Source organism: Lentibacter sp. XHP0401 (assembly GCF_025751535.1).
Lineage (GTDB): Bacteria > Pseudomonadota > Alphaproteobacteria > Rhodobacterales > Rhodobacteraceae > Lentibacter.
Genome location: NZ_JAOWLC010000010.1, coordinates 125,176 through 149,090 on the forward strand (window position 1 = coordinate 125,176; position 23,915 = coordinate 149,090).

General features: G+C 60.2%; 20 protein-coding genes. 9 read left to right on the plus strand and 11 right to left on the minus strand.

What is annotated here, in order from left to right:
* Window positions 1-62: 62 nt before the first annotated feature.
* Window positions 63-2,258 carry a primosomal protein N' gene (locus OE750_RS13695; protein ID WP_263764824.1) on the minus strand — a complete coding sequence of 732 codons (2,196 nt, stop codon included), beginning with the start codon at window positions 2,256-2,258 and terminating at the stop codon, window positions 63-65.
* A 79-nt stretch (window positions 2,259-2,337) separates the two neighbouring features.
* On the opposite strand from OE750_RS13695, the gene fsa reads away from it, so the two are divergent.
* Genes fsa through OE750_RS13715 form a run of 4 tightly spaced genes read left to right on the plus strand, consistent with a single transcriptional unit; the run spans window position 2,338 to window position 5,368 of the window.
* The gene (fsa, locus tag OE750_RS13700) at window positions 2,338-2,991 is read left to right on the plus strand and encodes a fructose-6-phosphate aldolase (protein WP_263764825.1); all 654 of its coding nucleotides are present in this window, start codon (window positions 2,338-2,340) and stop codon (window positions 2,989-2,991) included.
* A gap of 36 nt (window positions 2,992-3,027) precedes the next feature.
* Window positions 3,028-3,735: a DUF484 family protein gene (locus tag OE750_RS13705; protein ID WP_263764826.1), complete on the plus strand. Its 708-nt coding sequence runs from the start codon at window positions 3,028-3,030 to the stop codon at window positions 3,733-3,735.
* Window positions 3,732-4,676 carry a tyrosine recombinase XerC gene (locus tag OE750_RS13710; RefSeq protein ID WP_263764827.1) on the plus strand — a complete coding sequence of 315 codons (945 nt, stop codon included), beginning with the start codon at window positions 3,732-3,734 and terminating at the stop codon, window positions 4,674-4,676. Before OE750_RS13705 ends, OE750_RS13710 begins: the two co-directional genes overlap by 4 nt.
* Window positions 4,673-5,368: a CDP-alcohol phosphatidyltransferase family protein gene (locus OE750_RS13715; RefSeq protein WP_263764828.1), complete on the plus strand. Its 696-nt coding sequence runs from the start codon at window positions 4,673-4,675 to the stop codon at window positions 5,366-5,368. Before OE750_RS13710 ends, OE750_RS13715 begins: the two co-directional genes overlap by 4 nt.
* Here OE750_RS13715 and OE750_RS13720 read toward each other — a convergent pair.
* From OE750_RS13720 to ileS, 4 genes are read right to left on the minus strand one after another with little or no spacing between them, the layout of a single operon-like run.
* Window positions 5,365-5,814: a methylated-DNA--[protein]-cysteine S-methyltransferase gene (locus tag OE750_RS13720; protein ID WP_263764829.1), complete on the minus strand. Its 450-nt coding sequence runs from the start codon at window positions 5,812-5,814 to the stop codon at window positions 5,365-5,367. The genes OE750_RS13715 and OE750_RS13720 overlap by 4 nt on opposite strands.
* The gene (locus tag OE750_RS13725; RefSeq protein ID WP_263764830.1) at window positions 5,811-6,647 is read right to left on the minus strand and encodes a DMT family transporter; all 837 of its coding nucleotides are present in this window, start codon (window positions 6,645-6,647) and stop codon (window positions 5,811-5,813) included. Before OE750_RS13725 ends, OE750_RS13720 begins: the two co-directional genes overlap by 4 nt.
* Entirely contained in the window at window positions 6,644-7,606 is a 963-nt protein-coding gene (locus OE750_RS13730; RefSeq protein WP_263764831.1) for a P1 family peptidase, read from the minus strand. The genes OE750_RS13725 and OE750_RS13730 overlap by 4 nt, the downstream gene beginning before the upstream one ends.
* The gene (gene ileS, locus OE750_RS13735; RefSeq protein WP_263764833.1) at window positions 7,606-10,509 is read right to left on the minus strand and encodes an isoleucine--tRNA ligase; all 2,904 of its coding nucleotides are present in this window, start codon (window positions 10,507-10,509) and stop codon (window positions 7,606-7,608) included. Before ileS ends, OE750_RS13730 begins: the two co-directional genes overlap by 1 nt.
* 258 nt (window positions 10,510-10,767) lie before the next feature.
* Here ileS and OE750_RS13740 point away from each other — a divergent pair, with 258 nt between their 5' ends.
* Window positions 10,768-11,175: a group III truncated hemoglobin gene (locus tag OE750_RS13740; RefSeq protein ID WP_263764834.1), complete on the plus strand. Its 408-nt coding sequence runs from the start codon at window positions 10,768-10,770 to the stop codon at window positions 11,173-11,175.
* Window positions 11,176-11,293: 118 nt separating this feature from the next.
* Here the strand turns inward: OE750_RS13740 and OE750_RS13745 are convergent, their stop codons facing one another.
* The 4 genes from OE750_RS13745 to OE750_RS13760 all read right to left on the minus strand — a co-directional run bounded on the left by OE750_RS13745 (window position 11,294) and on the right by OE750_RS13760 (window position 17,308).
* On the minus strand, window positions 11,294-14,326 hold the full coding sequence (locus tag OE750_RS13745; RefSeq protein WP_263764835.1) for a DUF2339 domain-containing protein: 3,033 nt from the start codon (window positions 14,324-14,326) through the stop codon (window positions 11,294-11,296).
* Window positions 14,327-14,400: 74 nt separating this feature from the next.
* Window positions 14,401-15,420 carry a YcjF family protein gene (locus OE750_RS13750; RefSeq protein WP_263764837.1) on the minus strand — a complete coding sequence of 340 codons (1,020 nt, stop codon included), beginning with the start codon at window positions 15,418-15,420 and terminating at the stop codon, window positions 14,401-14,403.
* Window positions 15,417-15,851 (minus strand): GNAT family N-acetyltransferase, encoded by a 435-nt coding sequence (locus OE750_RS13755; RefSeq protein WP_263764838.1) that lies wholly within the window; start codon window positions 15,849-15,851, stop codon window positions 15,417-15,419. Before OE750_RS13755 ends, OE750_RS13750 begins: the two co-directional genes overlap by 4 nt.
* Window positions 15,848-17,308 carry a YcjX family protein gene (locus OE750_RS13760; RefSeq protein ID WP_263764839.1) on the minus strand — a complete coding sequence of 487 codons (1,461 nt, stop codon included), beginning with the start codon at window positions 17,306-17,308 and terminating at the stop codon, window positions 15,848-15,850. The genes OE750_RS13755 and OE750_RS13760 overlap by 4 nt, the downstream gene beginning before the upstream one ends.
* A 78-nt stretch (window positions 17,309-17,386) precedes the next feature.
* Here OE750_RS13760 and truA point away from each other — a divergent pair, with 78 nt between their 5' ends.
* Window positions 17,387-18,154 (plus strand): tRNA pseudouridine(38-40) synthase TruA, encoded by a 768-nt coding sequence (gene truA, locus OE750_RS13765; protein WP_263764840.1) that lies wholly within the window; start codon window positions 17,387-17,389, stop codon window positions 18,152-18,154.
* A 315-nt stretch (window positions 18,155-18,469) separates the two neighbouring features.
* Here truA and OE750_RS13770 read toward each other — a convergent pair whose 3' ends face one another.
* On the minus strand, window positions 18,470-18,970 hold the full coding sequence (locus tag OE750_RS13770) for an Lrp/AsnC family transcriptional regulator (RefSeq protein ID WP_263764841.1): 501 nt from the start codon (window positions 18,968-18,970) through the stop codon (window positions 18,470-18,472).
* Window positions 18,971-19,171: 201 nt separating this feature from the next.
* Between OE750_RS13770 and trxB the strand changes: the two genes are divergently transcribed.
* A complete protein-coding gene (gene trxB / locus OE750_RS13775; protein ID WP_263764842.1) occupies window positions 19,172-20,116 on the plus strand; it encodes a thioredoxin-disulfide reductase in 945 nt (314 codons plus the stop codon).
* A gap of 289 nt (window positions 20,117-20,405) precedes the next feature.
* Here the strand turns inward: trxB and argS are convergent, their stop codons facing one another.
* Window positions 20,406-22,139, minus strand: a complete 1,734-nt coding sequence (gene argS, locus OE750_RS13780) for an arginine--tRNA ligase (RefSeq protein ID WP_263764843.1) — start codon at window positions 22,137-22,139, stop codon at window positions 20,406-20,408.
* 131 nt (window positions 22,140-22,270) lie between these two features.
* Between argS and OE750_RS13785 the strand changes: the two genes are divergently transcribed.
* Together OE750_RS13785 and OE750_RS13790 are read left to right on the plus strand one after the other, a co-directional pair.
* The gene (locus OE750_RS13785) at window positions 22,271-23,446 is read left to right on the plus strand and encodes a hypothetical protein (RefSeq protein WP_263764844.1); all 1,176 of its coding nucleotides are present in this window, start codon (window positions 22,271-22,273) and stop codon (window positions 23,444-23,446) included.
* 14 nt (window positions 23,447-23,460) lie between these two features.
* Window positions 23,461-23,913, plus strand: coding sequence for a GNAT family N-acetyltransferase (locus tag OE750_RS13790; RefSeq protein WP_263764845.1), 453 nt, complete (start codon window positions 23,461-23,463; stop codon window positions 23,911-23,913).
* Window positions 23,914-23,915: the final 2 nt, after the last annotated feature.

The window sequence follows — 23,915 nt, forward strand, 5'->3', positions numbered from 1 at the left end:
AATCCGACCGGCTGGGGGCTTTGCCCCCAGACCCCCAGGATATTTAGAGCAAGAAAAATGACTTAGTAGAAGCTTTGCGGGTCGATATCGACTGTGAGGCGAAGCTGGTTGGGGAGTTTGAGCCCCTTTAGCCACGCTCTCAATGCAGCTTGCAAGGGCGCATCTTTTGGGGCCTTGACAAGCAGGCGCACACGGTGACGGCCCCTCACACGGGCCACGGGCGCAGGCGCGGGGCCAAAGACCTGCGCGCCGATTTTTGCCAGCGGCGCAGCATTGCGCGCAAGGTGCTCGCCGAGGTCAAAGGCATCGCGCTCATCCGGCGCGCTGATCACAATCCCCGCGAGGCGGCCAAAGGGCGGCATCCCCGACAAGCGGCGCTCGTCCGCTTCGGCCCGCCAGAACCGGCGCTCCTCGCCTGACATGATTGCACGCAACACAGGGTGCTCCGGCTGATAGGTTTGAAGCATCGCGACACCCGCCTTATCGGCGCGCCCCGCACGGCCGGAAACTTGTCGCATCTGCTGAAAGGTGCGCTCGGCAGCACGCATATCGGAGCCTTGCAAGCTGAGGTCGGCATCTATCACGCCGACCAGCGTGAGCAACGGAAAGTTATGCCCTTTAGCAACCAGTTGAGTGCCGATGATGATGTCTGCCGCGCCTTCCGCGATGGCCACGATCTGCGCTTTCAAAGCCCGCGCAGAGCCGAAGAGATCGGAGCTTAGCACCGCCACCCGCGCCTCGGGGAAACGCTCTGCCGTTTCCTCGGCCAGCCGTTCCACACCGGGGCCGACAACCGCCAGCGTGCCTTCGGCCTCGCACGAGGGGCACACCTCGGGGATGGGCCGCGTGGCCCCGCATTGGTGGCACATAAGCTGCTTGAGAAAACGGTGTTCCACCATCCGTGCATCACAATGCTCGCAAGCGATCTGCTCGCCGCATTTGCGGCAGAGCGTGACAGGCGCATAGCCGCGACGGTTGAGAAACAGAAGCGACTGCTCCCCCCTGAGAATCCGAGCGTTCACAGCGCTCTCCAGCGCGGGCGAAATCCAGCGATTGGATGGCAGTTTCACCTGCCGCATATCCACTGTGCGCAGCTCGGGCAGCACCGCCTCACCATAACGGGATGCCAGCTCGATCATCTCGTATTTGCCCGATTGCGCGTTGGTCCAGCTCTCAAGGCTCGGCGTGGCCGAGGCCAGAACCACCTGCGCGCCACAGAGAGAGCCGCGCAAAACCGACATATCGCGCGCATTATAAAGCGCCCCGTCTTCCTGTTTGTAGGAGGTATCATGCTCCTCATCGACAACAACCAGCCCCAAATCCTGAAACGGCAAAAACAGCGCCGAGCGCGCGCCAATCACCAGCTGTGCGCCGCCCTCGCCCACCATTTTCCAGACGCGGCGGCGCTCTGTCATCGTTACCCCAGAATGCCACTCGGCCGCCTTCGCGCCGAAACGCGCTTCGACACGACGCATGAAATCCGCCGAAAGCGCGATCTCGGGGAGCAGCACCAAAGCCTGTCGCCCCTGCCGTAGCGCTTCGGCCACCGCCTCAAGATACACCTCGGTCTTGCCCGAGCCGGTGATGCCCCACAGCAAAGTCGCGGAAAAAACGCCTGCCTTTTGCTGCGCAACAAGCCGCGCCGCAGCTGCCCCCTGCTCTTCTGTCAAAACCTTACCTGCGCGGGTGGCATCGAGCCGTGCAAAAGGCAAATCGCGTGGCGTATCTTCCTCGCGCACAGCGCCCTGCTTGACGAGGCCCTTGATCACCGAAGGCGTCACCCCTGCCTGCTCGGCCAACTCCGCCTGCGTAAAGCCAAGCTCACCGAACTCTTCGAGCACAGCCAGAACCCGCGTGCGCGCATCTGTCATGCGCTCGGGCGCAGCACGTCCCATGCGGTAAATTTTCTGCATCGACGGCGGGTTGCTCAGCCCCGGCGCGCGCGTCGCGAGCCGCAGCATCTGCGGCAAGCTGGTGAGCGTATAGGCCCCGCATTTCTCAAGAAACGCGCGCATCTCCTCACGCATCGGCGCCACATCGAGCACGCGGGTAATGCTGCGCGCTTTCGCGAGATCAAACCCGCCAGCCCCCGCGCCCCAGACAACCCCGATCACCTTGCGCGGCCCAAGCGGCACTTCAACAAAAGCACCCCGCATCACGCCGCCCTCGGGCGCTTTATAATCAAGCGCCCGCTCAATGGGCTGCGTTGTGAGAACCGCCACAAGCGCGCCTTCGTCAAAATAATCCTGCTGGCCCACGCGCCCTCCGCTTAGGGGTTTCAGTGCCCCTTTCTATGGGCTAAGCTCGTGAGCGACAATTCCATAAACCGAGGTCGCCATGAAGTTCTTTGTAGACACCGCCGAGATATCCGAAATCGCCGAGCTAAACGACCTTGGCATGGTTGACGGCGTCACAACCAACCCCTCGCTGATCCTGAAATCAGGCCGCGACATCCTTGAAGTCACCAAAGAGATCGCTGAAATGGTCGATGGGCCCGTGAGCGCCGAAGTCGTCGCGCTTGAGGCCGATGACATGATCGCCGAGGGCCGCAAGCTTGCTGCAATTGCCGATAACATCGCCGTCAAGGTCCCGCTCACATGGGCGGGCCTAAAGGCCTGCAACACGCTCACAAACGATGGCTTCATGGTCAACGTCACGCTCTGCTTCTCGGCCAATCAGGCGCTTCTCGCCGCGAAAGCAGGCGCAACCTTCATCAGCCCCTTCATCGGCCGCTTGGATGATATCAACCTTGATGGGCTTGAGCTCATCGCCGATATCCGCACCATCTATGACAATTACGGATACGGAACCGAAATTCTCGCCGCCTCGATCCGCACGGTAAACCATGCGTTCGAATGCGCGCGCATCGGCTCCGATGTGATGACAGCACCGCCCAAAGTGATCAAAGCCATGGCCAATCACCCGCTCACAGAGAAGGGCCTGGCCGACTTTATGGCCGATTGGGAAAAAACTGGTCAAAAAATTCTGTAAGCCGTGCTATAAGGCGACAAAATAAAAGAGGCACTCATGAGCAGCAAGGCCCGCATGGATGATATCCTGCGCGAAAAAATCATTACAGAACCTGATGTTATCCTTGATGATCAGGATGTTATGCGCGCGCTCATCGCCGCAAACGAGCGCACGATGGGTGGCAATATCGTCGATCTGCGCGGCATCGCCATGGAACGCCTCGAAGCGCGCCTTGACCGTCTGGAAGACACGCACCGTAGCGTAATTGCCGCAGCTTACGAGAACCTCGCGGGCACAAATCAGGTGCACCGTGCCATTCTGCGCATGCTTGACCCTGTCGAATTCGAGGTGTTCTTGAAAGATCTGGGCGGCCCGGTCGCCGAAATTCTGCGCGTTGATTCCGTGAAACTCGTGCTTGAATCGGTCCAGAACGATAAAGACCCCGCCGTGCAACGCCTTGGTGATGTGCTCACCGTGGTCGAGCCGGGCTATATCGAAGATTATCTGCGCACAGGCCGCAATGGCGGCGAGCAGCGTCAGGTGACGCTCCGCCAGCTTGAAGAAGGCCCGCCCGTCTACGGCGAATCTGCTGCATGGATTCGCTCCGAAGCTTGCCTCAAGCTTGATTTCGGCGCTGGCCGCTTGCCGGGAATGTTGCTCATGGGCGGCGAAGATCCGCACCAATTTACGCCGCAGCAAGGCACCGACCTGCTCTCTTTCTTCGCAGGCGTCTTTGAAAGAGCAATGCGCCGCTGGTTGTCATGAGCGCCGAAGCCGCGTCTGTCTCGCCCGCCCTTCGCGACGCGGTGCAGACATGGCTTGAGACGCGCCGCGCTCTCAAAGGAGCGTCTGACAACACACTCACAGCCTACGCGCATGATGTGCACAGCTTCCTTGGCTTCATCGCGCAGCACACAGGCGGCGAGACGGGCCTTACTGCACTCAAATCCCTCACCATCACCGACATGCGCGCATGGATGGCGTCCCTGCGCCGTGAAGACCTCACCTCGCGCTCCATCGCGCGCAAGCTCTCCTCGGTCAAAAGCTTCTTTCGCTGGCTGGGCGAGCGTGAAGGCTTTGAAGCCACCGCGGTTCTCAACTCTCGCGCGCCCAAATTTCAGGCCAGACTGCCCCGCCCCCTGCCCGTCGAGGCCACCCGCGATCTTATCGGCGCACTTGAGTTGCAATCAACCGAGCCATGGATCGGCGCACGCGATGTCGCCGTGGTCACGCTGCTCTATGGCTGCGGGCTGCGCATCTCCGAGGCGCTCAGCCTCACCATGCAAGACACCCCGCTGCCGCAAGTCATCCGCATCACAGGCAAAGGTGGCAAAGAGCGCGTTGTCCCCGTGATCGATGCCGCCCGCGCCGCTGTCGCGCAATATCTTGCGCTCTGTCCTTTCACCGCAGACACAGGCCCGCTCTTTCGCGGCGCTCGCGGCGGCGCACTCAGCCCCCGCCTCATCCAGAAAGTCATGCAAGCCGCGCGGATGCAGCTTGGTCTGCCCGCCTCGGCCACGCCTCACGCTATGCGCCACAGCTTCGCCACACACCTCTTGGCGGCAGGCGGCGATCTGCGTGCCATTCAGGAGCTACTGGGCCACGCCTCGCTTTCCACAACGCAAGCCTACACAGCGGTTGATGCCCGTCACCTGCTTGATATATACGAAAAATCCCACCCCAAGTCCGCGAGCAATAGTAAATGACAGCCCAAGCCAAAGCCCTCGCCGTTCACCTCTTCACAGCCACAGGCGCCGTCTTTGCCATGCTCGCCATGCTCGAAGCGATCGAACGCGACTGGCCGATGATGTTTGTCTGGCTCATCGTCGCCTTCGCGGTTGATGGCGTCGATGGCCCGCTCGCGCGCCACTATCACGTCAAGCATAACGCCCCGCAGTTTGATGGTGTCCTGCTCGACCTCATTATCGACTATCTCACATACGTCTTCATCCCCGCCTACGCGCTCTATGCCTCGGGGCTGATGGACGGCTGGTCCGGCTGGGTCGCCATCATCGTGATCACCTTCGGCTCGGCGATGTATTTCGCCGACACCCGCATGAAAACCGCCGACAATTCCTTCTCCGGCTTCCCCGGCTGCTGGAATATGGTCGTTCTCGTGCTCTTCGCCCTTTCGCCGCCATGGCAGGTCTGCCTCGCCCTCGTCGCGGTGCTGACAGTGGCCATGTTCGTGCCCGTAAAGTTCATTCACCCCGTCCGCACCGACCGCTGGCGCATCCTTTCGCTCCCCATGGCGCTGGCATGGACAGTCTTCGCTGGATTCGCCGCCTGGGAAGGCTTCGATCCGATCCCCGTCGTCTTCTGGGGCCTCATGATCACCTCGATCTACCTGCTCATCGCAGGGGCCGCGCAGCAGGCGATGTATGGGGCTGATGGCTAGATCAAAAGCCCCGCAGCGCCTTCATGCTTGAGAAGCCAGACCTTGGTCTCAACCCCGACACCGCCTGAAAACCCGCCAAGCCCACTTGCGCCAAGCACCCGATGGCACGGGATAATCAGCGGAATAGGGTTGCCGCCACAAGCCTGCCCCACAGCCTGAGCAGGCGCGCCGAGCCGCTTCGCAATATCGCCATAAGTCAACGTATCTCCAAACGGGATCGCGGCCATAACCGCGCAAACATCCTGCTGAAACTGCGAGCCGCGCACCTTCAGCGGCAAGCCAAACTCCCTCAGCTCCCCCGCGAAATACGCCTCGATCTGGCGCTCGGCGTCACACAACACATCACTCGTGTCGCCAAACCGGCCGCCCCATTCCACAGCCACAATCGCGCTGTTCTCCTCGGTCAGCGTCACTGCGCCCGTGGGGGTGTCCACCGTGCGTTTCATAGCCGCGTCAGCACAACGCCGCCCACAATCAAACAGGCGGCAGCAGCCTTGCCACGGTCCATCCTGTCGCCAAAGACCAGCCAGCCGATCAGCACCGCAAATAAAATCGAGGTCTCGCGCAGCGCCGTCACCAAAGCAATCGGCGCAACCGTCATCGCCCAGACAGCGATCGCATAAGCCCCATAGGAGGCTCCCGCCGCCAGTGCACCAACGCCCCAGTCTTTCCCGCTTGCCCGCAAAGCCGCCCGCCCGCGCAACGCCAGAATGAGCGGCGTGAAAATCAGCGCATCCAGCGTAAACAGCCAGCCGACATACATCACAGCATTACCCGCCACACGCGCGCCAAGCCCGTCAACAAGCGAATACCCCGCCGTCATACAAGCCGAGCCAAGCGCCAGCGGCACAAGCCTTCTGCTCTCGCCATTGGTGAAAGCCCCCCGCGCCATGAGCGCAATGCCAAGGCCAAGCAAGGCAATCGCGCCATATTCTATCGGCTTGATCACATCAATCAGCAGCAACGCGGAAATGACCGTCACAATCATTGGCGCAGCGCCACGCGCAATAGGGTAAACGCGGCTCAAATCGCCCTGCTCGTAGGCAAACGCCAGAAACAGCTTATACCCGGCATGAAACACACCCGAAGCCGCCAGCCAAAGCCAGACTTGCGCATCAGGCCACGGCTGGCTCATCGCAATAAAAAAACCGGCCACGCCCTGCACAAATGTGAGGATAAACATCGAGGCAATTTTCGACGCGCCCGTCTTGATAAGCGCATTCCAGGTTGCATGTAAAAGCGCCGCACCAAGAACGGCCAGAAAGACCGCCAGACTCACAAGCGCAATCCTTTGACACCGTTTGGCCTGTCGTGGCTGGCGTCATAGCCTTCCATATCGCCCGCCATCAGCAACGCGTTCAAAATGGCCTCTTCCGTCGCCTCTATGGCGGCTTCAAAAAGCGGGTCACACGCGCTGTTGCTCATGTTCGCCTCGGCAGATGTCGAAAAGGCCAAAGCATAGTCGCCCGAGCCGTTTGACAGCGCCGCACCCGTGCGCGCCAACCCCGCAAAACACCGTGTCGCCAGCCGTTTGAGGTTGCGCGCACATATAGGCGCATCGGTCGCGACGACAATCATGATAGAGCCGTCCACATCGGCCTGCGACGTATCACCATGCACTTGTCCGTTGATACGCAAGCTGCCGCCGTAATTGGCCTGCACCAACACACCCAGCACATGCTCCTGAACTTGTCGCGATGCCGTCCCGACCCCGCCTTTCAGCCCGAACGCCACAGTGCCGGTGCCCGCCCCTACAGCGCCCTCCTGCACAGCGCCGCCACTGGCCTGCGCCAGTGCCTGCCCGATCTCCTCAACTGTGGGCCGCACGGCACGAATGTCGTTCAGTCGGCTGTCATTCGTCTCGCCCACCACAGCATTGATCGAAGTGACAAGCGCATTTGCGTCCTGCGCCAAAGTGTAGTGGCGCAAAGCCTCAACAGCGCGGCCCGTGGCCAATGTGTTGGTCAGCACAATCGGCGTTTCAATCTCGCCCAACTCGTCGATCTGGCTTTGTCCGACAAACTTGCCATAACCATTAAGCACAGCCAGAGCCGCGCGGGTTTTCTGGGCAAACACATTGCCTTGATGAGGGATAATCGCCGTTGCCCCCGTGCGGGTGCGTGCGCCTTCGATCAGGGTGATGTGGCCGACAGTTACACCGCCCACATCGGTAATCGCATTCAGGCGCGCAGGCGCATACCGCCCGATATCAACTCCGAGCTCACGCGCCCGCGGCACTAGCCAAGCGCCTTGCTACAGCGCGCACAGGTGCCGGGGTGCTTGTGTGTGCCCACATCGGGCAGGATCTTCCAGCAACGCTCACATTTTGTCCCGTCGGCCTTTTCAAACTCAACGCCAATGCCTTCAACTTCAGGCATACGGAACGCCTCGTCAGAAATAGGGTTGTCTGTAAGCGAAAGCCCGGACGTGATGCAGATGTCCTTGAACGGAACCGACTTGAGCGCCTCAAGCATCTCGGGATCACGCACATAGACAATCGGTGCCGCTTCAAGGCTCGCCCCGATTACCTTGTCCGCGCGCTGCACTTCCAAAGCCGCGTTCACAACACGCCGCGCACGGCGCACATGTGCCCACTTGGCCGCGAGCGGTTCGTCAATCCAGTCGGCGGGCGTGTCGGGCATATCCTGCAAATGCACAGAGCCTTTGTCGTCGGGATAGCGCGAGAGCCACACATCTTCCATCGTGAAGACAAGCACGGGCGCAAGCCATGTCGTGAGCCGCTCGAAGAGCAGATCCATCACCGTGCGCGCCGATTTCGCGCGCAGCGTGTCACCGTCGCAGTAGAGAGCATCCTTTCGGATATCAAAGTAAAATGCCGAAAGCTCCACGGTGCAAAAGTTGAAGACAGCCGTGAAAACCCCTTGGAAATCAAAGGCCCGATAGCCTTTCTTCACCTGATGGTCGAGCTCTGCCAGCCTGTGCAAAATATAGCGCTCAAGCTCCGGCATATCCGCCGCCGCAACCCGCTCTTCTTCCTTGAAGTGTGACAGCGCTCCGAGCATGTAGCGCATCGTGTTGCGCAAACGGCGGTAGCTGTCAGCCACCCCTTTCAGAATCTCCGGTCCGATCCGCTGGTCAGCAGTGTAATCGGTCTGCGCCACCCAAAGCCGCAGAATATCTGCGCCATATTGTTTGATGATCTCTTCAGGCACGATGGTGTTGCCGATAGATTTGGACATCTTCATGCCCTTCTCATCCAGCGTAAACCCGTGCGTTACCACGTTGCGGTAAGGCGCGCGCCCAAGCGTGCCACAAGCCTGCAAAAGTGAAGAGTGGAACCAGCCGCGGTGCTGGTCGGTCCCTTCCATATACACATCGGCAATCCCGTCAGGCGCACCATCTGCACGGTCGCGCAGCACGAAAGCATGGGTCGAACCGCTATCAAACCACACGTCAAGCACGTCAAAAACCTGCTCCCATTCGTCGGCCTTATAGCCTTCCCCAAGGAAGCGCTCTTTCGCGCCGTCAACATACCAGCAGTCCGCGCCTTCGGCCTCAAACGCCTCGGCAATCCGCGCGTTCACCTCAGGGTCACGCAGCAAGAAGCCCTCGTCTGTCGGCAGCTTGCCCACGCGCGTAAAGCACGTCAGCGGAACACCCCAGGCACGCTGGCGTGAAAGCACCCAGTCAGGCCGTGCTTCGATCATGGAATACAAACGGTTGCGCCCCGTCTGCGGTGTCCACTTCACCAGCTTGTCGATAGAGTTCAGCGCCCGCTCGCGGATGCTCTTTCCCATCTCGTCCTGTCCGTCGCCCACTGCGCGATCTACACTGGCAAACCACTGCGGCGTGTTGCGGTAGATGATCGGTGCTTTGGAGCGCCAGCTGTGCGGATAGCTGTGTTTGATCTTGCCGCGTGCAAGCAGCCCGCCGACTTCGACAAGCTTGTCGATGATCGCCTTGTTCGCATCGCCCTCACCGCCCTTACGGCTCAGGATATATTTTCCGCCAAAGAACGGCAGGTCTTTGCGGAAGCCGCCATCGTCCATCACGTTATAAGTGAGAACCTGCTCCAGCATCCCCAAGTCGCGGTAAAGCTCGAACTCTTCCATCCCGTGGCTCGGCGCACAGTGCACAAAGCCCGTGCCTTCCGTGTCCGTCACAAACTCGGCCGCGCGGAAATCGCGCAAGTCGTCCCACTCGCCGTTGGAACCTTCTGCACCGTTCAGCGGGTGCTTGAGGCTTAGGCCCGCAAGCTCGTCCGCAGACACATCACGCACACGACTCCACATACCGTCGTCCAGCCGCGCCTTGGCAAAGACATCTGCCGCGAGGTTATCTGCCAGCAAATACTTGTCGCCCACATTGGCCCAGCATTCCTCAGGCGTCGCAGTCACTTCATAAAGCCCGTAGGAAATTCCCGCGCCATAGACCACAGCCTTGTTTGACGGCAGGGTCCAAGGCGTGGTCGTCCAGATAACGACTTTTGCGCCATCCAGCTCGCCGCCTACAACCTCGAACTTCACCCAAACAGTAAAGCTCTCCTTGTCGTGATACTCCACCTCCGCTTCCGCCAAAGCGGTCTGCTCCATGGGGCTCCACATCACAGGCTTTGAACCCTGATACAGCGTGCCGTTCATCAAAAACTTCATGAACTCTTCCGCAATCACCCGCTCGGCATGGTAAGCCATGGTCAAGTAAGGGTCGGCCCAGTTGCCCGTCACCCCGAGGCGCTTGAACTCCTCACGCTGGATATCCACCCAGCCCTCGGCAAACTTGCGGCACTCCTGGCGGAAATCTACGATGTTCACATCGTCCTTGTTCTTGCCCTTCTTGCGGTATTGCTCCTCGATCTTCCATTCGATCGGCAGGCCGTGACAGTCCCAGCCCGGCACATAGCGCGCATCATGGCCCATCATCTGATGGGAGCGCACGATCATGTCCTTGATGGTCTTGTTGAGCGCATGGCCGATGTGCAGATTCCCGTTCGCATAGGGCGGGCCATCATGCAGAATAAACGGCTCACGCCCCTCGCCCTTTTCGCGCAGGCGGTCATACACGCCGATCTCGGCCCAGCGTTCAAGCCATGCAGGCTCGCGGTTGGGCAATCCCGCACGCATCGGGAAGTCGGTTTCTGGTAGATTGAGAGTGTCTTTATATTCAGGCGTATCGGCGCACATGGTCGGCGTCCTTCGGATCAGATTTGAAAGTTGGTATGGCTCTGCGGCGTGGGCTCCCCAAGCGCCTTTTCCCGACAGCTCCTCTTCAGAGCGTCGGGCAAATAATTCGGTGAATGATCAGGTGAAACCATGTCATAATTGGCGTTATAGGCCGCTCTTTCGGCCCCGTCCAGAGCCACGGTTCACAGCGACAATCTGCCCCCTCGCAGCCCGTCCGTTTTGAGCAGAGCATATGCACAAACAAACAAAGGCCGCCCGATGTCCACCCTCGCCCCCCGCTTCCAAATCACCTCCGATGATATCGACACGGTCATGCGCCGCTTTTACGCCCGCATCCGTGCTCATGAGGTTCTGGGGCCGATTTTTGCTGCCCACGTCTCCGAATGGCCCGAACACGAAGCCAAAATCGGCAGATTCTGGAAAAAGGCGATCCTCCATGAAGACGGTTATTCAGGGAACCCGATGATGACCCACATGGGCGTCGCCCAAATGCGTGCCCATCACTTCGACATATGGCTCGGCCTGTTTGACGAAGTGCTAACCGAAACACTCGCGCCAACACCCGCCACCTCTTTCTCGGCTCTCGCACATCGCATAGGCCGCGGGTTGCGCCTCGGCATTGAAGACCGCGACAAACCAAAAGGCACGGTTCCCATCTTCACCTGACCCGCTCTATTCCAGTGAGGGCGGGCCGACAGTGTCCTTTGTCGGTTCCGCCTGCAAGCTGCGCTACAGGCAAGTCCCTCTCGCACCACGGCGATTTGGCGTGGCCTTTGCGCACATCCTAGTCCTTCTTCGGCCGCACAGGCTTGGCTTTCCGCTTCGGTTTGGCCTCCGTTTGCTCCGGTTCCGGCTTTTCGGGCACAGGTTCCGGTTCTGGCGTGGGCTCTGCTTCGGATTCCGGCTCTGGCACAGCTTCAGGCTCAGGCTCAGGCTTCGGCGCAACAGGCGGCGTTGGCGGAACACTCCCGCCGCCTCCATCTTTCCCGCCGTCGTTCCAGCCCGCCGCCAACACACGATTGAGCCACGTCAACCCCAACAGCGCCAGCCCCAGCCCCATAAACGAGAACACCCGTGTCAGCCCCGACAGCCCCGACATATCGACAAGGAACACCTTGGCAATCGTCAGGGCAACGCCCGCCATCGCCAACTTGCGCAGGTTCACCGAGCGGCGCTTATAGGCCAGCAACAAAAGCACAATCGACGTGACCAGCATCAAGAGCGTATAGGCATAAAGCTCCCCGTCGGTGAACCCGCGGACAGAAAGCCTGTCACCACGGAACAGTCGCCGCGTTTCATAAATCACATAGATCGCAGAATATATCCCGGCCAGCGCATAGCCCGCCTGCATCACGACCACCCGCTTGGCAAATTTCCATGCCGCAAAGGCAAACATAGCCGCCACAGGCAGGTAGGCCACCATGAGACTGTCAAAAATATATGGCCCGCGCACAAGTTCACGGCCAAACAGCCCGCCAAAGAGCGGGTTCGCCGCCACAAACTGTGCCGCGAGACAAAGCCCTGCAAAGCCACCGAAAATCAGCATCAGCACATAGCGCACCCCGCGCTGTAGCGCATAGCGTGTCGCGTCCAGCCTATAGAGCTGCGCCAGAAACGCACCGCCCCAAATGACAGCCCACAGGCCAAGGCCCCAATGGCTGAACAAATCGTCCTCAAACACACGAAAGAGCGCAACACCTATACCCACGAGCGCAATCAGCCATATGGCCGATTCCACAGCCACTTTGGCAGGCATCCGCACCGCCTCATTGCCCGCAAACCACCACGCTGCCGCAAGCAAAGCAATTACGCCAGCATAGGCCACAAAAGCATCAAAGGCGCTGGCCACGTTCACGGCCCAGTAAATACCGGGGTCCGCGACAAGCCGATAGGTAATCACAGCCACACCGATCTGCACAAACCAGCCCAGCATCGGCAATTCAAACTTGCGGTCTGCCAGAATAATCAGCACCACCATCGCCGCCAAAGCCAGCGAAAGTGCGGTTTTGGTAAGGATCAGGAACAGCGCCATGGCAATCAGCGTGAGCGCTGCCAAGGCAAACAGCCCCGTGCGTGCTTTCATCAAGCTGTCACCGTTGCCCGCCCGCGCGCAGCGCTCGGCCAACAGCGTCATAAACGCCGCCAGCGCCACCGCAACAAGCGCCCATGGGTAGCTGCCAATCACGTAGCTCACAGGCCAGACAAATTCCAGAATAAGGAAAACCGCAGGCGCAAACACCGCCGCACCCAAGGCCCATGTCAGAGGCGCATCGCCTTTTGCGCCCTCAACGCGCAAAGCCCGCGTCATCCGCCAGAACCCCACCAGCGAGATAAACGCGCCAAGCGCCACAAGGGTATAAACAAGCCAGCCCGTGTTTGGCGCGTTCACTTCGGGGTCGCTGCTCACGCCGCGCAGAAGCTCCTGCACAAGCACGCCACCTTGCAATCCGTGCAGCAAAAGCCCGGCCAGAAGCCCGCCCGCAGGGAAAACAACCAGATCATAAAGCGCCCGCGCGCCCTCGGCCCAGAGTGCGACAGCCGCAAAAAGCATTAACAACATGCCAAAGCCAAGCCAGACCTCCGCCGCCGTAGTGCCACTCAACAACAGCGAGAGCGCGGCCAAAGTCGCCACGGCCACAACCCCGCCCGCCAGCCGCGTCGGAAACTCGGCAAACTTACGCTCTCCCACACCCAGCATCTCGCTCAAAGCCGCGCCGGCATGGTTCGGCACAAGGCTGCGCACAGGGATCGTCATCGCCCCCAGCGTCACAATCATGATCGAGGCCGCAAAGGCAAAATCACCCGTATCCGCCGCATAAAGCAGCCAGATCGCGGCAATGCCAAGCACAAGCCCAAGCACAGAAATCCACGCCCAGCGCTTCACTGTATCAATGCCCAGCGCCATAAGGATCACGAGCACGAAATAATAGTATAGCTCCGGCGGCGCCCCCGCCCCCGTGCTCAGGACAAAAGGCGCAGCCATCGCACCGATAATGCCGATCGCGGCCAGCACAGGCCCGTAAAACCAGCCCAGAACCATGGCAAACAGCGAGACCAGAACAAGCCCCACAAGCGCCGTGTTACTGCCAATCAGCCCATACATCACCCTGGCCGCCAGCACGCCCGCAAACAGCGTGGCAACGCCGGCACCAGACAGAACCGAGGGCATGTGCCGCATCACAGGGTCGTCCTCGTCGCCATAGCGACGGCGCACATATTCGCCCGCCGCCACCAACGCGCCGCCAAAACCCAGCGCCGCCATCACCCGCCAGAACGGGCTCAGCACACCATGCTCGATACCGTATTGCACCATGAACAGCCCCGCAAACGCGAGCGATGCGGCGGCAATCGCCAACACCCAGTTCACCTTGAGCCACTCGACAAGCTGCTCCATCTTGCCTTCACTAAAGACAAACGCGCGCGGCTGTTCGGGTGGGGGCGTCGGCGCTTTGCGCGCCACAGCCGGAACGGCCGTGCGTGCCGCTTTGTCTGCCGTGCTTGCCGCCACAGCCGCAGGGCGCTCAGGCTCAACAGGGCGCGCAGTCTTCCCGGGCCAAACCGTCTTCACAACCTCCTCGGGCTTATCCGCCGTCACGGATGCAGGCTCTTGCGGTGTAGCCCGTTTCGCAACCGTATCTTCCGCAGCAGACACACCGCGCCGCTTCATATCGCGCATTTCCTGTGCCATCTTCCCCAGATCTTTTTGCAAATCCCTGATCTGGCGCTGCAAACTCCCCTGCCGCACAAGCGCCACAGGCACCCCAAGCAAAACAAGCCCGGCAAACACAATAGCCAGCAAAATAAGAAGGCCTTCCATGGCGTAAATCCTTTAAAAAATCTGCGCTTAACCTAAACGCGCGTCCCCCTCAAAACAAGCGCGAAGCAACAGCCTCAGCTCCCGGATTTACCGCCGCCAAACAGGCCCTTCAAAGCACGGCCCACCGTGGCCGAAACCGAAGGCCGCGCCACCGCCGCAAACGGCAAGGGCCGGCACACTTCCATCGCTGCCACACCTACGCGCGCGGTCAACGCCCCGTTGATCACCCCCTCGCCAAAGCGGCGCGAAAGCTTCGCCATAACACTGCCGCCCGCAAGCGAGCCGATCATATCATCTCCCATAGCCACAGCCCCCGTAGCCACCAGATGAGTCATCACCGCCTTAAGCAAGCGCCAGTTGCCCAAAGCCCCCGAACGGCCGCCATACACTTCAGCAATTCGCCGGATCATTCGCAAATTCGAGGTCAGCGCCGCCGCCACATCAGCCAAAGCAATCGGCACAAGAGCTGTCACTGTCGCCACCTGCCGCGCCGCCGCCTCAACTTCTTTCAAAGCCAGTGCATCAAGCGGCTGCAAAAGCTCCCGCTCTCCAAGTGCGAGAAGCACATCCGCATCGAGCGGCTCACCCGCGCGCTCGGCATAGCGTCCCAAAGCCCATTCCATTTCTGCGCGCCCGCTGTATAGCCGCGTCAACTGGCCCATCGCCCCCCGCGCCTTGTCCAGCGACCCCGTCGCCAATGCCGCCTCCGCCGCCTGCCGAATGCTATCCAGCCGCTTGAGACGCCCGAACGCCGCAAGCTCGCGCACCGCAACAACGAACAACACCAAAAGCAGCCCTGCAATCAGAGCCACAACGCCGTAGCCAAGCAGAGGCGAGCGCGCGATCAACCCAAGCGCAAAATCCCACGCCGCAACCGAGACAACCGCTGCCAGAAGCGCCCCGAGCAACGACCAGAACCACTTCGCCAACCGTGAAGGCCGCCTTGCCGCCAGCCGCATCGCCGTGCCCATCGCCGCACCTGTCGGGGCAATGGTCTGTGTCTCGGGCACGGGCGGCGCCTCGGCGGGCTTGGCCGTTTGAACCTCGTCCAACTCGATCAGAACCGGCCCCTTACGGTTTGCATCCTTGCTCATCGCTCAAGCCTTTCCCACGTCATAAAAATATCCGGCATACCCTCGTCGTTGCCTTGGCCATGCCCGCGCCGCACCTCGCGAAAGCCCTGCGCGGCATAAAAGCCGCGCGCGCCTTCGTTGGCCTCGGCAGCGTAAAGCTCCAGCCGCTCGGTCTGCTTCTGTGCCGCTTTCACAAGCGCGCGCCCCGCACCCCGCCCGCGCCACTTCGGACAGGTGTAAAGTGCATGAAGGCGCACACCATCGCGCGCCAGAAAAGCCCTCACCCGTCCACGCGCGCGCCAGACTGTGACCTTGCCCTGCAAAACGAGCTTGCCCAATGCGCGCGCATCCTCGTCCCGCCGCCCCGCAACAGGCCCGCAGGCCCGTGTCGCCGCCCACAAAATCTGCAGCAATCGTGGCAAATGCCAGATATGCGCCTGCGCCACGCTCACAAGCGATCTCCGATGAGAAATTCGGCTGCACGGTCCAGCCTGATGTGCGGTGGTCCATCCCCACGCGCCAACTCTAACACAGCGGGCGCAAAACTCATGATCTGGTAATCCTGATCAAGCCACTGCTCCGCCCCCTCGCGCGCAGGCTGCAAAAGCTTGCTCGGATCGGAAGGCAAATCGCCCGCATAAAACGCCGCCTGCTTGCCGCTGCTGAGAAGCTTGCCGCGCACAAGCTTCAGCATCTCGCCCTCATGGCGCATCTCGTCCTCAACCGTCGCGCGCAAGGAAGCAACAGACATCGCCCGCACTTCGGCTCCGGCAAAACTTGCACGGTCTGCCGCCTTGCGCACCATCGCCTCGACAATCCCTGTCAGGGCTGCGTGCTGGTCATGGTGCAAATGGTCCGCCTTGGTGGCGGCAAACAGGATCTTCTCCACCCGCCGCCCGAGGAACAGCCGTTTGAGAAATGCATTCTGCCCGGGCTTGAACGCACTCAGAATATCACTCATCGCTCGGCGCATATCCTCAACAGCCTGCGGCCCCTTGTGAATGGCCCCCAACGCATCAATCAGCACAACCTGCCTGTCGATCTTGGCAAAATGCTCGCGGAAAAACGGTGTCACGACCTTGGATTTATACGCTTCAAAGCGCCGCTCCATCTCGCGCCAGAGGCTCTTGCGCCCCGCGCCCGCGCCCGCCAGCAAAGGTGCAAAGGTCAACACAGGCGACCCCTCCAAAGCCCCGGGCAGCAAAAACCGCCCCGGCGTGCAATCATAAAACCCCGCATCACGCGCTGCATTGAGATAGGCAGTAAACGCCGCCGCCAAAGCCTGCGCCTGCGGCTCTTCAAGCTTCTCCGCTCCGTCGACACGCCCCGCCAGCGCCAGAAAACCCGCCGCCTCCGCGCGCGTCTCAAGCCGCGCAAACACCTCGGCAGACCACTCCGAGTAGGACTTTTCCATCAAGCCCAAATCAAGCAACCACTCGCCGGGGTAATCCACAATATCAATATGAATGACCCTCGGCCCACTCAGCCCGCCAAGCAAACCCGTCGGCTTCACCCTAAGCGACAGGCGCAACTCGCTCACGGCACGGGTCGAACTTGGCCAATGCGGGCTTGGGCCCGTCAAAGCGCCCAAATGCTCCTCAAAGGCAAACCGCGCGACAGTGTCATCCGGCTGGGGCTGCAAATAGGCCGCCTCGATCCGCCCCTGCGCCTGTGCGGCAAGCCCGCCCATGCGGCCACGGTCGAGCAGATTGGCCACAAGCGAAGTGATGAACACCGTCTTGCCAGAGCGCGCAAGCCCGGTGACACCTACACGCACCACAGGCTCCATAAACGCCTCAGAAACCGTGCCTGTCAGGTTTTCCACCCGCCGCGTAATGCTATCGGCCAATTCGCTGATCACTGCCTCTGCCCCCTCAAGCGCTTCTTTGCCTCCAAGATAGTCTTTCAAGCGCGCGCATGCCAGAGGGGAGCTTTGCAGCCAACTTCCCCGCTTGCCGCCTTTGCCCCCAGAGGCTAAAGCGGAGCCATGCCCAGATATGCCCTCAAAATCGAATACAACGGCGCGCCCTATTCAGGCTGGCAACGCCAAAAAGAAGAAACCACCGTGCAAGGCACGATCGAAGCCGCCTTGGCCAAACTCGAGCCGCGCACCCACCAGATCGCCGCCGCAGGACGCACCGATGCCGGCGTGCACGCTCTGGGACAAGTCGCCCATGCGGATATGGACCAAGACTGGACGCCCTTCCGCCTCTCCGAAGCGCTCAACTACCACCTGAGCCCTGCTCCCATAGCCATCACCGGCTGCGCACAAGTGGCCGACGACTGGCACGCACGCTTTGGAGCGCTCGAGCGGCGCTACCTCTTCCGCCTGCTCTCCCGCCGCGCCCCCGCAGTGCACGACAAGGGCCTCGTCTGGCAGGTGAAAAACAAACTCGACATTAACGCCATGCGCCAAGGGGCGGCGCAACTTATAGGCAAGCACGACTTTACCACCTTCCGCTCCACGATTTGTCAGGCCGAAAGCCCCGTAAAAACGCTGGATGAAATCACGATCACGGAACATGAGGTCGCCGCAGGAATGGAGTACCGGTTTCAGTTGCGGGCGCGCTCGTTTTTGCACAATCAGGTCCGCTCCATCGTCGGCACACTGGAGCGCGTCGGCGCGGGCTCATGGACGCCCGAAGATGTGACAAAGGCTCTCGCCGCCCGCGCCCGCGCCGCCTGCGGGCCCGTCTGCCCGCCGCAAGGGCTCTATCTGGAAAGCGTGCTCTACCCCGAAAACCCATTCGTCTAATTCCGCTTCGAATTTTCGCTTCGCGAAAATCCGACCCGCCGGGGGACTAGTCCCCCGGACCCCCTAGGATATTTCAGGCAAGAAAAAAGGGGGGCCTCAAGCCACCCCTTCAAAAAGAGCAAATGTCTTTTTCCTTGCACGGTCATCGGCGTCCCCGCCTGTTCCGTCGCTCGAGTATAGGCTGGCTATGTTAACAAATCCTTTTTTCTCGCCTGAAATATCCTCCGGGGGTGAATGCCCAAGCAGAGGGGGCGCAAGCGCCCCTACGTAAAAGAAACCTGTGTGCCTAAAGGCACTCCTTTTAGAAACAGCCTCTCAGGCCTTGCGCGCAAGCCGCGCTTCCAACACCTCAAAGGGCACTCCGGGCTCATCCTTTGCACCGCGTATCACCAGCGAGGTTTTCACACTTGCCACATTGTCCGCTGCCGTCAGATCTTCCGTCAGAAAGCTCTGGAACGTCGACAAATCAGGCGCCACGCATTTCAAAACAAAATCAACCTCGCCATTGAGCATATGGCACTCGCGCACCAACGGCCACGCGCGGCAACGCGCCTCGAAAGCCGAGAGATCCGCCTCGGCCTGGCTCACCAAACCGACCATCGCAAAGACCTGCACTTCAAAGCCAAGCTCGCGCGGATTGACTTCCGCATGATAGCCACGGATAAACCCCGCCTCCTCCAGCGTACGCACACGGCGCAAGCAGGGTGGTGCCGAAATACCCACACGCTTTGCCAGCTCGACATTGGTCATCCGGCCGTCTGCTTGCAGCTCGGCCAGAATTTTACGGTCAATCTCGTCCAGACGCGTATGCGACATCGTTTTATCCTTTTGATTTGCCGATTGTTATAGCAGCGCGCCATTTGGGCGCAACAATATTTCAACCCTGCGCAAGAAAACAAAACCCACTCCGCTTGTCCTGTTCTTTTCCACCAGAAGAAACCACTCTTTTCATACTTAAGAGAGGCAGGTATACCCCGCATCAAACGCTGCATTCAAACAACTTCGGGGGCCAAACACATGGCTGATACACGTCACACAAAAGTTCTCATCATCGGCTCGGGCCCCGCTGGCTACACCGCTGGCATCTACGCCTCACGCGCCATGCTGGAGCCCCTCCTTGTGCAAGGCATCGAGCCGGGCGGCCAGCTCACCACCACAACCGAAGTTGAAAACTGGCCCGGCGACACCGAAGTCCAGGGCCCCGATCTGATGGTCCGCATGGAAGCCCACGCCAAGGCGATGGGAACAGAAATCATCGGCGATATCATCACCAACCTCGACCTCTCCGAGCGCCCCTTCAAAGCCCAGGGCGACAGCGGCACGCTCTACACCTGCGACGCAGTCATCCTCGCTACGGGCGCACGCGCCAAATGGCTGGGCCTGCCCACGGAAGAAAAGTTCAAAGGTTTCGGCGTCTCGGCTTGCGCCACCTGCGACGGCTTCTTTTACCGCAATCAGGAAATCGTCGTTGTCGGCGGCGGCAACACCGCAGTCGAGGAAGCCCTCTTCCTCACCAACTTCGCGAGCAAGGTCACGCTGGTTCACCGCCGTGATGAACTGCGCTCCGAGAAAATCCTCGAAGACCGCCTGATGAAGAACCCCAAGATCGAACCGCTCTGGTTCCACGAGATCGAAGAGGTCTACGGCACAGACAGCCCGCTCGGCGTCGAGGGCGTGAAAGTCAAACACACCAAAACAGGCGAGATCACCGACATCCCCTGCAAAGGCGTGTTCATCGCCATCGGCCACGCCCCTGCGAGCGAGCTGGTCAAGGACACGCTCGAAACCCACATGGGCGGTTATGTCGTCACCAAACCCGACAGCACCGAAACGTCGATCCCCGGTGTCTTCGCCGCGGGCGATCTGACCGATCACAAGTATCGTCAGGCCGTCACCTCCGCTGGCATGGGCTGCATGGCCGCTCTGGAAGCCGAGCGTTTCCTCGCCGAGCAAGAAGGCTGAACGCGCGGCACAGCGTCAAAACCCCTGCTTTTTTCTTGCTGAAAATATCCCGGGAGAGCGCGAGAGGGCAGCGCCCTCTCGCCACCGCGATGCGGCGCAGCCGCAGCGCAATCCTTAACAATACCTAATCGCAGCGTTCAGCGCGTTCACAAACGCGACCGTGCAAAAGCGCCCATTTTGGCGGTGCACGCATGGTGCACGGGCTGTGCACGCATATCACCCCCCTGGAATCAGAGGGGCCGTCCAATCATTAACCCGTCAGAAGACTTGCCAAATAAACTGGCCCGCCTCACATCTTCGCAGGCACTTCGATCCCCAGTAGTCTGAGGCCGAGTTCAAGCTGCCCCTTCGCCGCCACCAGCAACCCAAGATGCGACGCGGCCACTTTTGCATCCACACCATCCGCCAAAACACGGTTGGACTGGTAAAAAGAGTTTGTCGCATTGGCAAGGTTATAAACATGCATCGCCATGTTGCTCGGCTTGCGGGTTTCCACAGAGCGGGCGAGTTTCGCGGGGAACTCGTCAAGTGTCAGTACCAGCGCGCGTGCACCGTCGCTCACCTCGTCAAATGCCGCAGGCTCAAGCCCCGCCACACGGGCGTTTTCCATCAGGGAGGCGATCCGCACGCAGGTGTATTGGATATATGGGCCCGTCTTGCCTTCAAACTGCAAAAACTGATCCATATCAAATATATAGTTGCTTTCACGGTCATGCGACAGCTCACCGAACTTGATCGCTGCAATGGCAATTTGCTCGGCGGTTTTCTCAAGTTCAGCGCCGTCAAGCTTGCCCATCTCTTCCAGCCGCGCGCGCGCCGCCGCGTGCATTTCTTCCATGAGATCATGCAGCCGCATCACTCCGCCTTCACGGGTTTTAAAGGGCTTGCCATCCGTGCCGTTGACTGTGCCAAAAGCAGTGTGCTCGAGCTTCGTGTTGCCCAAGAGGCCGGTCTTTTCCATGCCAAGGAAAACCTGCTGAAAGTGCATTTTCTGGCGCGCATCAACCACATAAAGGATGTAATCGGGTTTATCATGCTCAAGGCGGTCCACAATGGTCGCAAGGTCAGTCGCGCCGTAACCATAGCCGCCGTTGGAATTGCGCAGCATCAGCGGAGGAAGCTTCTTATCTTCTTGTAAATGAACAACAATCGCACCTTCCGACAGTTCCGCCGCGCCACTGTCTTCGAGACTTTTGACAAGCGGTCCAAGCATTTCCTGATAGCGGCTCTCGCCATAAAAATAGGTAAACTCACACCCCAGACGGTTATAATCACGCCGCAAGCTATTGATGCTCACATCGACAATCCGCTGCCACAAACGCATGTAGCGCGCATCTCCCGCCTGAAGCGCCGAGGTCGCCACACGGGCCTTCTCGCGGAAGGCTTCATCCGCCTTTGATTTGGCCGAAGCCGCAGGATACCACTCCTGCAAATCAAGCATGGTAATCGGCGCTTTTACGTCATCTTCAAAGAGGTCCGGCCGCACCTCTTCGATTTGGGTGATAAGCTGCCCAAGCTGCAATCCCCAATCGCCCAGATGCACATCGCTCACAACATCATGGCCGGAAAATTCCAGGAGGTTGATCAGCCCGTGGCCCACAATCGCCGAGCGCAAATGCCCCACGTGCATCTCCTTGGCGAGGTTCGGTCCGCCATAATCCACCATGTATTTCGCCGGCTCATCTGTGGCCGCAAGAGCCCTCGGGTCTGCCGCAGAGGCGGCCACCAGCGCCCGCAGAGCCTCATCCGTCGCTTTGAAGTTCAGAAAGCCGGGCTTCACAAAGTCAGCCTCGAAAAGCCCTTCCAGATCAAGCGCTTCCATAACGGAGGCGCCCGCATCCATCGGGTTCATTTTCCGGCTTTTGGCCACGCCCATCAACCCGTTGCACTGAAAATCCGCAAGATCAGGGCGGTCCGACACCCGCACACCTGCAAACTTTCTATCATACCCCGCGCGTTCAAATGCGGCGTTCACCATCTGTTGCAGCGTCTCGATCAGGGTCTTTTGCACAGAGCTTGTCATAGGGGTGTAGGCCTTCTTGGCAGAGGGTTATAAAGTCGGGCTTTGCATACCGAGCTTACGCGCCAAGGAAAAGGCCCAAATCTCGCGCACAAGGCTTCCCATAGGCTCGGCTTTGCTGTTATCAAATTCGCATGAGCACCTCAAAGCCCCAGCGCATCAACGTCGAGTTTGTCTCGGCCTACCCGAGCCGCCCGCTGCGTGGAGAGGATGCCTACGCAGCCATCATAGGCGATGTGCTCGCCCGCATGGCAGCTGCGCTCGGCCACGAGGTCACCCGCGAATACTACGTCAACGATACCGGCCCGCAGGCCGATGCCTTGGCGCGCGGCGTCTACGCCCGCTGCCTCGCCCCTGCCGAGTTCGAACCCGACGAAATCACCGCCCTCGCGGCCACCGTGCGCAAAGGGCTGCCCGAGCACCTCTTTGCCGCGTCCGAAGCCGACTGGCTCACTCCCGTGCGCCGCGCCGCCGTCAATGCCGCCATGGCCAGTATACGCGTAGGACTCGCAGCTCTTGATGTGCACTTTGATACCTTCACTCACGAAAGCAGCTTGGAAACGCGCGGTAAGCTGGCGAAGCTCTTGAGCGACTTCGCTCAAAAAGACGCGCTCATGGACAGCTTGGGCACACTTGTCAGTGGCGCCCCCGAAAAACCCACAGGGCGGCTGATGCTCGACACCGCCTCGCGCGGCGATCTCCGCCCCCGCCCCCTCACTGATGCAAACGGCAGCTATACCTACTACGCAGGCGATCTGGCCTACCACTCCGACAAACTCGCACGCGGGTATGATCTTCTGATTGATGTGTTCCGCAAGGATCACTCAAGCTATGCTCCGGGCCTCGTGGCGGGTGTTGATCTGATGAGCGCCGGCAAAGCCCGCCTCTCGGTGTGTCTTATTGATCCTGTGCGTCCCGCCACAGGCGAAGAGCCTTCCCCCCGCGTGCCTTATGACAACGGCTTGCCCTCACTTGATGCGCTGCTGGACTTTTACGGCGCTCCACTCCTGCGCCGCCTGTTTCTGGCCCACGAGCCGGGCACCCCGCTAGAGCTGGTCTGCGACCCTGCCATCCGCGCAACTCTTGAGCGCGCCGCAGAGACCACCCGCGCAGCCTTTGAGCTGCCAGTGCAAGCCCGGGAGCCAAGCACCTCGGCAACCGAAGCACTCACAGCCGCCTTTGTCGCGCGCAGCCCGCATATGCTGATGGCCGCTGCCGATGATCTGGCCTCTGCCTGCCTCAAAGCCAATACGGCCTCACCACAAACCAAAGAAACCCTGTCGCGGATGCAAACCGCACTTGGACTATAGATCGGAAACCTTCCATGCCCGAGCTTACAATCCGCAAGATCACTGCTCAAGACCGCCCCGATTGGGACCGCATGTTCACGGCCTACCTGACCTTTTACGAGACATCGCGCCCCAAGGAGCTCTACGACTGCTCTTTCGCGCGGCTTCTCTCGGGGGAGGATAACGAATTCAAAGGCCTCATCGCGCTCAAAGACGGGCAGGCCATCGGCTTTACCCACTATCTTTACCACCGTCACATGTGGTCTGTTGAAAATACCAGCTACTTGCAAGATCTCTATGTTGATCCTGAAATCAGAGGCACAGGCGCTGGCCGCGCGCTCATCGAGGCGGTGCATGACGAGGCCACAAAAGCAGGCGCAAGTGGCGTCTACTGGCTCACGCAGGATTTCAATGAAACCGCCCGCAAGCTCTATGACCGTGTGGGGCAGCTCACACCGTTTATCCGCTACAACAAGCCCATCGGCTAAAA

Coding starts and splice junctions, on each gene's coding strand:
- OE750_RS13740 (WP_263764834.1), top strand. CDS start 10,768: ATGTCCACCCTCGCCCCCCGCTTCCAAATCACCTCCGATGATATCGAC.
- OE750_RS13745 (WP_263764835.1), bottom strand. CDS start 14,326: ATGGAAGGCCTTCTTATTTTGCTGGCTATTGTGTTTGCCGGGCTTGTT.
- OE750_RS13715 (WP_263764828.1), top strand. CDS start 4,673: ATGACAGCCCAAGCCAAAGCCCTCGCCGTTCACCTCTTCACAGCCACA.
- OE750_RS13790 (WP_263764845.1), top strand. CDS start 23,461: ATGCCCGAGCTTACAATCCGCAAGATCACTGCTCAAGACCGCCCCGAT.
- truA (WP_263764840.1), top strand. CDS start 17,387: ATGCCCAGATATGCCCTCAAAATCGAATACAACGGCGCGCCCTATTCA.
- argS (WP_263764843.1), bottom strand. CDS start 22,139: ATGACAAGCTCTGTGCAAAAGACCCTGATCGAGACGCTGCAACAGATG.
- OE750_RS13720 (WP_263764829.1), bottom strand. CDS start 5,814: ATGAAACGCACGGTGGACACCCCCACGGGCGCAGTGACGCTGACCGAG.
- trxB (WP_263764842.1), top strand. CDS start 19,172: ATGGCTGATACACGTCACACAAAAGTTCTCATCATCGGCTCGGGCCCC.
- OE750_RS13705 (WP_263764826.1), top strand. CDS start 3,028: ATGAGCAGCAAGGCCCGCATGGATGATATCCTGCGCGAAAAAATCATT.
- OE750_RS13710 (WP_263764827.1), top strand. CDS start 3,732: ATGAGCGCCGAAGCCGCGTCTGTCTCGCCCGCCCTTCGCGACGCGGTG.
- ileS (WP_263764833.1), bottom strand. CDS start 10,509: ATGTGCGCCGATACGCCTGAATATAAAGACACTCTCAATCTACCAGAA.
- fsa (WP_263764825.1), top strand. CDS start 2,338: ATGAAGTTCTTTGTAGACACCGCCGAGATATCCGAAATCGCCGAGCTA.
- OE750_RS13750 (WP_263764837.1), bottom strand. CDS start 15,420: ATGAGCAAGGATGCAAACCGTAAGGGGCCGGTTCTGATCGAGTTGGAC.
- OE750_RS13770 (WP_263764841.1), bottom strand. CDS start 18,970: ATGTCGCATACGCGTCTGGACGAGATTGACCGTAAAATTCTGGCCGAG.
- OE750_RS13785 (WP_263764844.1), top strand. CDS start 22,271: ATGAGCACCTCAAAGCCCCAGCGCATCAACGTCGAGTTTGTCTCGGCC.